Annotated in this window: 5 protein-coding genes; all 5 read right to left on the reverse strand. The window is 40.6% G+C overall.

Annotated features, from left to right (window positions below):
• Window positions 1-371: 371 nt before the first annotated feature.
• Window positions 372-4,295, reverse strand: coding sequence for a LamG-like jellyroll fold domain-containing protein (locus Q0093_RS01040; protein ID WP_297928136.1), 3,924 nt, complete (start codon window positions 4,293-4,295; stop codon window positions 372-374).
• Between the two features lie 88 nt (window positions 4,296-4,383).
• Window positions 4,384-4,626, reverse strand: a complete 243-nt coding sequence (locus Q0093_RS01045) for a hypothetical protein (RefSeq protein ID WP_297928137.1) — start codon at window positions 4,624-4,626, stop codon at window positions 4,384-4,386.
• Between the two features lie 349 nt (window positions 4,627-4,975).
• The gene (locus tag Q0093_RS01050; RefSeq protein ID WP_297928138.1) at window positions 4,976-7,231 is read right to left on the reverse strand and encodes a family 20 glycosylhydrolase; all 2,256 of its coding nucleotides are present in this window, start codon (window positions 7,229-7,231) and stop codon (window positions 4,976-4,978) included.
• A 198-nt stretch (window positions 7,232-7,429) separates the two neighbouring features.
• Window positions 7,430-9,781: a family 20 glycosylhydrolase gene (locus Q0093_RS01055; protein ID WP_297928139.1), complete on the reverse strand. Its 2,352-nt coding sequence runs from the start codon at window positions 9,779-9,781 to the stop codon at window positions 7,430-7,432.
• Window positions 9,782-9,984: 203 nt separating this feature from the next.
• Complete coding sequence (locus tag Q0093_RS01060) at window positions 9,985-13,776, reverse strand: LamG-like jellyroll fold domain-containing protein (protein WP_297928140.1); 3,792 nt, start codon at window positions 13,774-13,776, stop codon at window positions 9,985-9,987.
• Window positions 13,777-13,850 lie beyond the last annotated feature (74 nt).

Raw genomic sequence — 13,850 nt, forward strand, 5'->3', positions numbered from 1 at the left:
CAATAAAACAACAAAATATCGACAGATTAAAAACCTGTTTTAAATTTTATCCGAGATGAAATAAAAAAGAATGGCAAAAAATTCTTTTCATAAAAATCAAACAGGTCTAAAGAAATATTTAAGAACTATGCTAAACCTTCCAATAAGAAAATATTACCAAATCATTTACGTTTTCTTCCGTTTTTTTCTGTTTTCACTCACCGGATAGTCTGCGATCATCCTTGCAAAAAACAGAAAAACATCCCCAAAAGAAACTCCCAATCCGAGCCGATCAAAATTCAAGCAGGCTCTAAGAGTAAAAATAAAAAAAGGGGGGAAGACAACCGGGAAATCCGATATCACTCCCCCTGATAAAACAAAAACTCTAAAACTTATTTTTTGATAAACTTGATCGTACGGACACCATTATCCGTTTTCACTTTAGCTATGTAAGTCCCGACAGACAGTTTCTGCAAGTTCTGTGTTCCTTGACCTTCGAATACTGCAGACCCTGTTATATTATATACTCGCAACATTGACCCTTCCGGTGCATGCAATACAGATGTCGTGCGGTCGAAGTAAACTCCCGTCAATTCTGTTCCGGAGATACCTGTCAACGGTGTAAAAGTCACAGTCAGTTCAACATCCTCTGCTATCGTGATCCAGTATTCTCCGCCATTCTCTTGCAACTCCGACAATCGGTCTATGCCGTTGACCGTAAAGCTCCCTACTTCATAACCCGATTCGGCTTCCGGAATTATCGTAATAGCAGTGTTTTTCTGTAATTCTGTTCCTGAAGGAATGTCACTTCCGTCGGAATCTTTCGTCACGATCAGCTTCCCGCCAGTCAATTCGGTCGGATACGTTACCGTATAAGTAGCTCCCTTGAATTCCGCTACAAGTTCTACCGGACCTGATACCGTAATCGTAAACGTCTTGTTGACTACACTCTCCAATATGCTTTCTCCGTTATTGGTCAGCGCTGATAATCGAGTCGGGTCACTGTAAACCAAACTACCAGTCAACTCTGTTCCGTATTCAACCAAGGCTCCGCTCGAGAGACTGCTGCTGCCGTTCTTCAACTCCAATTGTCCGTCTCCCGTGCTCGTGAACGTAACGGTATATTTTTTCTTCGCAAAGACTGCTGATACCGTTATATTTTCCTGAACATTGCTTAGCGTCAGCTTTCCGGATTCTAAAGACTCTTTCTTTTCGTCTCCGTTGACCAACAGAGATGATAACTCGTAATGATCTTCCGGTAATACCGTCAGTACGACATCGCTACCTCTATCGAATTCACCTTCATTGTCCAACGGTACCTCCCCTATACTTGCCGACACAGTTCCGCCTTCAACCGACGAATACCTGTAAACCAGCTTATTGGTAAATTCGACCGTGATTTCGCTCGCTTCAGACAGGTTGAATCCCGAGCCTTCTATCGCTACGCCGTTCACTTTGATCGACTTAACCAAATAGTCCTCTTCCGGCACGGCTTCTACCGTCAACCAAGTTCCTTCATCTACACTGCTACCGCTTTTTACTATGGTATCTCCGTTCTTAACCGTGAATGTCCCACCGTTCGAAACACCGGTATAAGTAACTACATGTTGTGCTTTGACATGACCCTGAACATATTCCGGTACTTGAGGTGTATAAACATACATTTCTACATAATACCCCAAATCTGGATCTAAGGCCGATTCAACCTTACCATAAGCCAATTCAGCAACGCATTCACCACCAGTACCCTTATTCGGGAATTGGGTCATATCAACATCTGCTGCATTAAATTTATAATAATATAATAAATCTTCCGGTGCTTGAGTATATCCTGCCTGAGAAGCCTTAATCTGTTCAGGTGTTAAAGCACCTTTCCATAATTGAATGTCTTCGATATCACCTGTAAAATCCATATTTCCGACAAAGAAGCAAGATTTATCCGGTAACATTCCGAAACCGTCCCGATTAAAATTTTGTTGAGTAACCAACTCACCATCTTTATATAACGCGATTGTCTTGTTGTCATCATCAATAACCGCAGTAATAAACGCCCATTCTCCTACTGGCAATGCAACTCCTGTATTCACATTTATATCATCGCCAAAATTACTGGGTAATGTTACACAACGAGAGAACAATTCAAGATTTCCATTTCTCAAACGTACGCCGAAAGATCCGCTTTCTACATAAAATTTAGACTGTACCAACCCTAAAATGTCTCCGGTTGTACCTGCAGTTTTCACCCATGCAGACATAGTGAAAGTGCGAATACGCTGATCGTTATCTGTGCTGCCGTTTGTATGGTTTCCTAATAACTGATCATCAAAGCGGAACATATAATGGTTACTGCCAGATTTCTCAGGAATATGAATTGCAGAGCTGACCGCTACCGGAGTGCTTTGTTTAGTGAATGTAGCAACTACTGTCAAGTCTTCAGACAAAGCAGGCAATGTCAAAGTATTACCAACAACCTCACTTACTTTTTCTTCATTATTTACCAATAAAGAAGTCAGTTCATAATTTTCTTCAGGAACTACGGTCAATACGATTACCGATCCGTCATCAAAACGAGTATTCGGAAGAAGCGGAGAATTTTCTATAGCAGCTGTCACACTTCCGCCTGCGACGGTATTATATGTATAAAGATTTCCTTCCGGAGCTTCTCCTTCTGTAATATTCAGTATAATATCATACGCACACCCCTTATTGATGCCCGCACAAGCTCCATGCTCGGTATCAGCACCTTCATTCCCTCGTATATGCCAAGCATCCACATATCTGATTCTTATACAAGCCTGACCGATAACAGCATCTTCCGGAACGGTAAATGATTGCGATATATTTTTTACATCCAAATTACGCCCCGATTCTGTAGGAATTCCTGTTGCCATTCCTGCATCTGCTCCAATCATCGGTAATACCTCGTCTTCACCTTCAAAAACTCCGTCGCCGTTCCAATCGACGAAAATCTCTGCATGGCAACAAGTAATCTGCGGTTTTTCCTCTTCACTATTAGCTCCCACATAGTTTATGGTAAATGTAGAACCTCTCTGCACCGTTAAAACCTGATCTAATTTTACATACGGCTGACCGGACGGCAAATCCGAATTTGCTGTATAATTAATTTCAATACCGTCTTTTGCTCCCGATGAAGTAATAGCAGCTAAATAGACATCCGTATTAGTGGTTCCAACAGGAGTACAATAAGATGCTGCTTTTTTAACGAACAATGCTTTTACAACCAAATCAGATGTTACGTCAGCAATTGTCAATGTCCCATCAAGTACTTCATTTTTCTTTTCTACATCATTTACCAACAAAGAAGATAATTCATAGTCTGCATTAGCAGATACTGTCAAAACAATATCCGATCCCGTTTCGAATTTTTCTCCGGTATCGATAGTGTTATCTCCTATCTTCGCCGTAACAGACCCTCCATCGACTGTCGTGTAAGTATAAGTAAACTGCTGAACGATTTCCCGTCCATCCACCAACGTAGGAGAAGAAACTGTAGCGTTTACAGAAGCGTGATCTCCGCCTCCCCAATCACTTCCTCCGGAAATCTGTTTAAAGACAGCGTTTACCGCTGCATATTCGCCATCTGTCACTTTATTGGCAAACGTTCCTGTCGTAGCGGGTTCCGTATTAAAATCATACCACGCGATAAGAGCGTCAGTAGCAGAAGTCAAGTTCATGGAAGCTTTCACTTCGCTTGCGGTCAATGCCTTATTATAGAACTGCACTTCATCGCAAGCCCCTGCAAAAGTAGCATTCCCTACAAAAAAGATACCGGGATCGTCTTGGAAAAACGAAAGCCCGCTACCAGCAACCGTTACGTCTTTCACATTCTCACCATTCACGTAAACGGATATAAGTTTTTCATCTGCATTATACGCGATAGTAAAAAATGTCCACTCATTCAACGATACGTTCGTTTCGATCGCCACGTCTGTAGCTGAATGTGTCCATAAGTCGGTGTCTACATAAGATTGAACCTTTAACGACAAAGTATTGGAGGTTGTCACAGAAAGCACCAAACTGCCGTTATGCAAATAATGGGCTTGGGCAGCTTGTCCCATGATAGCCGGAGCATTCGTCACCGAAGATATCTTTATCCACGCCGAATAGGTAAAAGACTTTCCCCTCCTGTTATCATAGTTCTCCTGTTCCGAATGAGTCCCCAAAAGCTCCTCATCCAGAATCTCCAAGCGTGTAAAAGACGGAATATCGATAGCCTTATTCTGGGCAATTCCCGGAACAAAATACCCCGTCAACGCAAAAAGGCTAAGAAAGAAAAAAAAGTTTAGTTTTTTCATTTCAAACAAATTTAAGTTAGACATTGATATATTGATTTATTAATCAAATAGTCCTAAATTTTAAGTAAACTTCGACTTTACAATATTTTCAAACGTCTTTATTCTCTCTCATTTCAATGCCCCTACTTAAAAAGAACATATTATAAGAAAAAGAATATTCTTTTACTTCTATTACCCTATAAGCAATAGAATCGTATAGTTCATCAATATCAAAAGATTTAGCAAAATAGAGATTGGTAAAGTTTATCGATACCCGAAAACATACTGCCAAGGCATAGGCAGACGATATAAGGAACGAAAAAATACAATATTCCAAAAAATCTTCTATCATGGTCAAAATCTTCAAGGTTAATGGAAAAATATTTTTCTATTTTGTATATATAGACAAACAAACAGACATAAAAACGTCACCTTTTTTTATTTTTTTTACCAAAACCTGAAATTTTTATATAGAGTCTATCTTAATTTTCCAACAAAAAAACATATATCCGACTTTTTGTGTCTCTTTCTCGGAAACAGTTTCTCAAAATTTTTGCGGAAATCGTAAATACATTTTCGAAAACAGGAATAAAAATTACTCCCGGGAATTATTCTCACAAGCCCCGGGAGTTCCAACACTACACATACTACATCATAAAATGTTTTTTCATAGAAAAGATTGATCGTAGTATCCTTAATGATCAACGTATATTTATTTCATCGATAAACATATAAGCACCCTCTTTAGGCACTTGATGAGCTTTATAACGGATATAACGAGTCTTCACATATCCATTATACCCGAAGTTCCGGATCATCATCCCCTCCGTATCACGACCTACCGGATTATCGATACGATTCAGACGCGAATACTCTTTTCCATCATCGGATATCCAGATTTCCGTCCATTCGGGAAACCAAATCCAAGGACCGGGCTGCTGCATGAAATTAGCCTCTACAGTATGTATATCGGTAACTTTACCCATATCTATAATGCAATCCATATCTCCGGAGAAGCCTTGCCATCTGCCATCTCCATAACTGTTTCCTCCCGTATAACCATCGGTCAAAGACGATTCGCAAGCGGCTTTATAATGATCGCTATAAGGCAATTTATAAACGACTTTCGCTCCGATTCCTTTATGATAATAAACTTTATATTTTTGTGAACGGGTCAACTGTTTCCCCTCCCCAAAAAGTGCGACGGTTATCTCTGCCGAGTCTTTAACAGAAACAGGAACAGCATATAACGCCGATTGTAATGTCGGCTCCGATCCGTCGAGCGTATAACGAATTTCGGACGGGATACGATCGCATTCGAAAGAAACCCGAATTTCACGCTTCAAAGTATCTACAACCTGAGACATGACTACTCCATTGGCAACAGGATGCGCATTTATCCCTTTATCCCATAACCATGAAACATGTTTATTAACCGCCAAACGGAAACGCGGCCACGATTTATTTTCGAGATTACTCCATACTACCTCAGAAAGTGCAAGCAAACGAGGATAAATCATATATTCGACATGCTTTTGCGTCGGGATATATTCTACCCAAAGATTGGCTTGCGCACCCAATATGCGTTTACTCTCCTCTAAAGTCAAAGAATCAGGTACAGGGTTATAAGAATATACTTTCTTCAACGGCAAATATCCGCCGATAGCTTCCGGTTCTCCCGACGGATTATCCTGATATGTATCGAAATAACAATATTCTCCAGGAGTCATGATCGCATCATGTCCCATTCTTACGGCCTGTATTCCGCCTTTTTCACCCCGCCACGACATAACCGTAGCATTCGGCGAAAGTCCGCCGTCCAAAATCTCATCCCATCCCAACAGTTCCCGTCCTTTGCTATTAAGATACTTTTCTATACGATGCACCAGATAACTCTGCAATTCGTCCACAGACTTCAACCCCTCATCTTTCATTCTTTGCTGACATTTAGGACATTTTTTCCATGCTTCCTTATTGGCCTCATCACCTCCTATATGAATATACTTCGAAGGGAAAAGCGCGATAACTTCATTCAATACGGTTTCAAGAAATTTAAACGTATTTTCATTGCCGATACAAAACTCTCCGTTTTTATATGGTTCTCCCGAACAAGATAAATCGGGATAAACAGCCAAAACCTCTTCACTATGTCCCGGCATTTCTATCTCGGGTATTATCGTAATATGTTTAGAACGGGCATATTCCAACACGTCCTTTATATCCTCACGAGTGTAAAAGCCTCCATAAGCTCCGGGAACATCCTGCCGACAATAATGCCGATCTCCGTTCCACCACTCTTTCCACGTAGGAGCCGGTCTCCATGCCGCCACTTCGGTCAAAAGCGGATATTCCTTTATCTGAATCCGCCACCCAGCACCGTCGGTCAAGTGCCAATGAAACCGATTGAGTTTATATGAGGCAATAACATCCAACTGCTTTTTTATAAATTCGGTATCGAAAAAATGACGAGAAACATCCAGATGCATGCCTCTATAAGGAAATCGGGGATAATCCTCGATTTTCAGACAAGGGAGCGCACTGCCGGCACAAGACATCATAATCTGATTCAAAGTCTGAACCCCATAAAACAAGCCTTCATCATTATTTGCCGAAATAATGACTTTTTCGGGATAGATTTCCAAATTATAACTGCCGGAGACAGATTCTTCTCCGTCTCGTATCTTCTGAATATAAATAACATCTTTCCCGGATACTTTTTTCTTCCGGTCAATCGTACTCCACGAAGAACGCAACTCATTCATTAAAATTTTCTCTTCCTCAGAAGATATTCCGGAAAATACGACATCCGGATTTTTAGAAAAGAATGTTCCCGCACCGAATATCAACTTCTGCGGATAAGGAATAAGTTGAAGCGTTATCTGTTCTTGTCGTTGACCTTTCAAAGGCAACGACAAGAATAGAGATAAAAAAGATAATAATACCAGCTTTTTCGCCATACCAAAATCTGTTTTTCCGGAGAATATCTCAATTTGCATTTATACCTGTTTACCTCGGACAGATACCGAAAAATCTAAATATTCTCCGGAGGAAAATTTATTTGCTCAGAAAAATCTCACTTTGCGGATTAAGAATTTATTTCATAAACTATGAGTATTATTTAAAATAAGCTCTAAGAGCCTGTTTGAATAAAATACTTAATATATATTTATTTCATCCACAAATAAAAATCCGGGCTTACCGTTCGCACCATGCCATGCAGGCAACGATTTTACACTGTTGGCCTTAATTTTTACATAGCGGGTATTTACAGGATCAAAAGCTACACCTTGAATCATGCGGTCATTCTTCACACTCTGATCCGGCAACACCAATACCGTATCTGCTACACTGTTATATTTCACACCATCTTGAGAAACTAATACCGAAATACGATCAGAAGGGAATATCCAATTATCTTTATCGAACAGAATACCCAATTCGACTTTGGAAATAAATGTTGTCTCACCTAAATCGATCACGGCATCCAAATCTCCGGGACTGAACCCGATCCAGCGACCGGTAGCAAAACCCATATCTCCGATCATTCCGTCTACAAGAGTCTGCCCCCCCTTAAACGTGTAACGGTCATTCGGTGCACTGTTCAATGTTATCTTACGTGCCGTAGCCTTATTGAATACATATTCTTTCTCAAACATATTGGTTTTCATTCCCGGACGTACTACAATCGCTTTCAGATCGGCATCATCCGTCAATTCGATCGGCTGTGCATATCTCGTGCTTTTTTCTGTCGGCACCGTTCCATCGAGTGTATAATAAACAGGAGCATCACCTTGAGTTCTCAAAGTCACCTCTATGCAATGCTTTTCCGGAATAATTCTATATTCAGGGTTAATGCCGAATATATGCTTGCCATAATTGTATCCTTTCAGATCATACACTTGTATATTATGTTGAAGACGATCGAGAAAACTCACCCAATTTTTATTCTCCGGCCAAGTCCATTGTACCTCGCTCAAAGCATCCAAACGCGGAAGCAACATATACTCGACCTGTTTAAAATCGGAAATGTATTCAGTCCAAAGATTAGCCTGAGCTCCCAGAATATATTTTTTAGAATCATTATCCAACGTATCCGGAACAGGCTCAAAATCATATACTCTTTCAAGAGGCACATAACTGCCTATCGCAAGCGGTTCGGTCTGAGTATCTTCACTTTGATAATAATCGAAATAGAGATAAGTATTGGGAGTCATAACGACATTATGACGCAATTTTGCAGCCTGCACACCGCCATCGGTACCTCTCCACGACATGACTGTCGCATTAGGAGCAGCACCCCCTTCAAGAATTTCATCCCAACCGATGATCTGACGATCGTTTTCATTCAGAAATTCCTCGACACGAGTCATAAAATAGCTTTGCAACCGTTCTTCAGCCGTGTGTTCCTTATCGGTTTTCAAACCCAATTTCCGAATACGTGCCTGACAAAGCGGACACTTTTCCCAACGATCTTTAGGGCATTCGTCTCCTCCGATGTGAATATATCGGGAAGGAAATAATTCTATAACTTCAGACAATACGTCCGTAACAAACTCATACGTTTCCTCTTTTCCGGCACATAAAACATCCGGATGTACTCCCCACATTCCCTGTACCTCATACGGTCCTCCCGTACAACCCAAAGAAGGATAAGAAGCCAAAGCAGCCACCATGTGACCGGGAAGATCGACTTCCGGAATTATGGTAATAAAACGTTCTTTTGCATAATTGACAATATCCCGAATCTGATCTTGCGTATAATATCCTCCGTACGGAGTATTATCATATCGATCGAAATTTTTCCCAACCATAGTCTGCTTACGAATACTGCCGATTTCGGTCAATTTGGGATATTTCTTAATTTCTATGCGCCAGCCCTGATCATCGGTAAGATGCCAATGGAACACATTCAACTTATGCATGGCCAGCAAATCTATATATCTTTTTACTTCATCCACAGAGAAAAAATGGCGTGCTACGTCAAGATGCATTCCCCGATAAGAAAAACGCGGAGCGTCATCGATATGAACGCACGGGACTTCCCACTTTTGTGCCGAATCACTCTTTTTATCTTCATATACAGCTATGGGAAGCATTTGTTTTAATGATTGAACGGCATAATAAAATCCGGCAGCCGAACTTGCCTTAATTATAATCTTCGAAGGGTCTATATCTAAAGAGTAACCTTCATCAGCAATAGATGTATCTAAATCGAAAAAGACGATATTCTCCTCTCCTTTCTCATCTTCAACTATATACTCGGTTTTCAAACCCGCCGTATTGTTAAGCAGCGCACTGAAATTACGAACGACCTCCTGAGATGCCGAATCGAGTGATGGAGTACATATAATTTTAGTTTTCTTATTAAATGCGAATGTACCTTCTTCCGGAACTAATGAGTTCGGATAAGGAATAACAGAATAAGTATTCGGTGCATTTTGCTGTTTGCACGAAATTATAGTCAATGAAAGGAGACATACTCCTAATACAAACAAATGTTTCTTCATACTATTTATAGATTTTAATTATTCCATTTTTGTCATATCGGAACACGAATGCCTCCGTTCTATTTTTTAATTACAGAGAGTTCATTAGATAAATTACCCGATGACAGGATAATTTTCAATTTTAGTCCAATTTTTTATTCAACGTTATATGAATATAGATTTATTACCTGCACAATGTGTGCAGGTAATAAATCTATATTATACTATTTCACTAACTTCAAGGCTTTCACCCGTTTCCCGTCTTGAGAAATCACAACCGAATAAATGCCCTTAGCTGCATTATCCATCGACATTGTACAGATTTCTCCGGCTCTCGCCTGATATTTTTTAGACGCTACCTGACGACCCTGTGCATCGAAAACATCTACTTGATAATTACCGTCGACGGCAAACTGCAAGTTTATATTTTCAATAAACGGATTCGGATATACCGACAAGGATTCTACGACATTATTTTCATCAATACCCGTAGTTCCGCCTACAACTACAATATATTGAGATTTCGTCATTGTCGCTGTACCCCAACCATTTTGCAACGTAAGAGTAACATCATAAGTACCGTTAGTATCAAAAGCAACAGTTGCATTGTCACCATTACCTGTAACTTTGGCATTTTCTACTTCATAAGTTGCAGTCGTTGTGATCGGCATCGAGCCGGAAAGCGCCGGATTACCTTCAATATTAATCGAGGCAGGAATTACAACTTCAGTGGTAAGCGAAGAATTCTCTCCGGCCGACCCTTTAAATTCTATATAAGAAGCTTTACTGTCAGTAGTAAGTAATCCCTTATTTTCAAAAGTTTTCTCACCTTCATTATATGTATCCGATTCAAATGTCCAATAACCTTGCAAGCCGGAAGGTATCTCTTTACCGTCATAACCGGCCATCGACGCTACTACCTCACTGTCAGAAAGAGCCTTATGCCATATCTGCACATCATCGATTACACCTGTAAAACCTGAATGATAAACATTCGATCCGCCGAAGTAAATAGGAGAGTCGTTATAACCAATCTTACTTGCAGAACAAGCACCTACCTGTTTACCGTTAAAATAGATACGTTGTTGAGATCCGTCGAACATAATCATAATATGAGTCCATTGACCCGGTGTCAGGCTATAAGATTCCTGTTTGAAATATGTCCCGTCAGTACAACAATTCAGATTAGGTATTTCATGCTTATTACTATTCCCGTTAAACGAAATCGTAGATTCATTGTTATACATCGTGAACGATACGATATTATCCTCTATTACAACCTCATCAGGGTCAGTCTTAGACATAGTTTTCGGCCAGATATGTACCCAAAAAGCACCCCAGTTATTGTTAGGCCAGCTAAGAGATAAATCTCTCTGATTTACCAAGTTTGTTCCCATTTGCGCATGAGAGAACTTATCCGGTTTAAGCCAAAATCCGATAGAATAAGTACCCTGATTTTTAGGCAAGAATGCCGACGGAATACGGAACATATACGGGTCATCGATCTTCAAACCACGAGATACCGTACCTTCGCCCTTACGCCCGGTGAATGTAAGCGTAACCGGTTCATCCGATTGGCTCAGATCCACCTCTGTTTTCGAAGCCGTAATATCATCGATCAATGGTAAAGCACCGGTAGCGGCAGGCGATACCTGTACATATCCCCGATAAGTCAACTCGGTCAAGTCTTGTTTTGTTATTTTCACGTCATAGTAACCTTCTTCCGAAAGAGATGTCGTAAATGAACGTCCCATATCAAAAGTACCTTTATTTTCACCGGTAGTCGAATTGATAAGTTCCCAGAACATCGGTTCTTCTTGATTAGGATCGAGCAATGACACGGTAAATTCTTCCCCTGCCTTGATTACAGCTTTATTACATTCGATACCGTCAACCATCGTAACCGGAATACTCAGATAATCAGTCCAAGCAATGTCACTGGTTGTTTTTCCATCAGGTGCAACAGCCCGTACACCGACACGGTACTCTGATATAGAATTATCTGAAGATACCGGAGCACCGACTACATAATGAGCCCAAGATGAAGTAGTTCCGCAAAGGATCGGTTCTTCACCTTTTGCCTGACTATACACTTCGAAATACCACGTATCTACATCTTCATTATAGATAGGCAAAGATGGATCACTCGGATTAGGATCTGCACATTTCCAACTGAATTTAAAATCAAGCGCGTTATAAGTGCGTTTCTTTAATATCTTACTTTCATCTGTAATAATTGTCGGTGTTACCGGATGGGGAGTTACATTATTGTTGACAATAGCAAACTCTCCTACTAACAATTCATAATCGGCAGAAGTATTCTCAACAGCCAATCCAATGCAAGCGACATTTCCGGTCATACCCAACGCATTAGCAGTTTTTGAGAACTCCGTCCATTCTCCCTTTGCTGCGGCAGCCGGAATCTCTGCGCTTTGGAAATCAGTTTCAGAACCTACTTTAGACCAAATCAGTTTCAAATGAGATTCCGTACCGTTATTTACCTTATACCGCATAGAGATCTTATCACCTTTAGCAATGTTGAAATTGGTCTTAAACAATCTGATATTGGAAACTTTAGTCGCTCCCGACAATTTCAATGCAGAACCGGCATACCAAGAGTCTTCAAATGTAAACCCGCAATCAATAGGATCTGACGGTACGCTACCGTTTGCATCGGTAATCCACCAACGCCATGTGGGTAAATAATCTTGTACACCGACATTAAACCACTTGTTATTGAAAGTCACTTTGCCTTCGCTTCTGAATACTTTACCATTACCTAACCCAAAACGTGTCACAAAAGGTAATTCCTGCAATACGCTACGGGCAGGTAAAAATTCGGCAATACCATGAAAGGCTTCCATGGCAGCTTCACTTGCACTTGTAATCCCATCTTTTATCGCAGGGCGATTGGCCGGATTACGCAATCCCCCCGAAAATACCTGTTCTTGCTTATCCAAATAACAATATTGGACAGCTTCATCTCCCGAACCGAACTCGGAAGAGTTCTGATAAATCATATTCGTCGTATGATTTCCCCAGAATGCTATCGACATATCCGTATTTTTCAATGTACTCCAATATCCACGACCGAGCCAATTTCCCTGAATATCATAACCGGCATACAAAGTAAACGGATCAGCACCGATAGATTTCGCGAGGTTTACAGAACTTGAAGCACCAGAAGACCAGCTATAATTCAGCATATACATGTCGGTTACCTGACTATTATTTTTCCATAACCAGTTTTGTTTCGAAGCGACAAAATCCGAGCCCAAGTCCATCCTACCGTCATTCGAACTGGTACCATACCAATAAACATGGAACTGCCAATTCAGTTCTTCTGCAATGCGGCGGCACTCAATAATAAAATCTTGAAAATCCGACGCATTCGGTACAGAACCTTCGGGATTGATTCCTAAACCATCTACTCCGTAATAACGCATGAATTTCACAAGTTTTTCAGCGTATTTAAATTTCCCGTTCTCTTTTTCGGTCAACATTTTCACACATTCATTGGCATTAGTATTGTCTCCGCCCCAAGAATCGAAAAAGATCAAACCGCCACTATTCGCTACACCATTCCGATGTGTTACATCAGAATAGGCTCCCGGAATACGTATCCACGGTAAAGACCATCCTCCCTGCGAATCGACATAAGACCACATACTGAAATTATCGCCATCAAATACATAACGGGGCAATGATTGCCAATAAGTATCTGCAACTCCCATCGGAGTCCACATCGAAAATTTACGTTCGGTCGTCATACTCGGATCGACCTGCGTATTTGCATTTTCAAAACGTTTTTTTAACGGTACGCGGGAAATAAAGAAATTTTCATCCTCCGACAATGCCTGTCCGGGTTCCCATGTTCTGAAATAGTCATAAAAATTCTGCGAAACATTATCATCATAAAGTTTCACGTATGCATCGTGCGAGGGAATATTCTGCGCAGAAACAGAAGAAACCGCAATACACGAAAGCAGAGAAAATAACCAAGTCTTCGTTTTCATGTTTTTTCCATTTTAAATTAATAATATGTATTTTGTATCCGGGAGGTGAGATACCCGATATCACCCCCCTAAAA

This window comes from uncultured Coprobacter sp., assembly GCF_947855755.1.
Classification (GTDB): domain Bacteria; phylum Bacteroidota; class Bacteroidia; order Bacteroidales; family Coprobacteraceae; genus Coprobacter.

Excerpts from the sequence above, each read along its gene's own strand:
- Q0093_RS01040 (WP_297928136.1), bottom strand. The coding sequence starts at position 4,295 with ATGAAAAAACTAAACTTTTTTTTCTTTCTTAGCCTTTTTGCGTTGACG.
- Q0093_RS01045 (WP_297928137.1), bottom strand. The coding sequence starts at position 4,626 with ATGATAGAAGATTTTTTGGAATATTGTATTTTTTCGTTCCTTATATCG.
- Q0093_RS01050 (WP_297928138.1), bottom strand. The coding sequence starts at position 7,231 with ATGGCGAAAAAGCTGGTATTATTATCTTTTTTATCTCTATTCTTGTCG.
- Q0093_RS01055 (WP_297928139.1), bottom strand. The coding sequence starts at position 9,781 with ATGAAGAAACATTTGTTTGTATTAGGAGTATGTCTCCTTTCATTGACT.
- Q0093_RS01060 (WP_297928140.1), bottom strand. The coding sequence starts at position 13,776 with ATGAAAACGAAGACTTGGTTATTTTCTCTGCTTTCGTGTATTGCGGTT.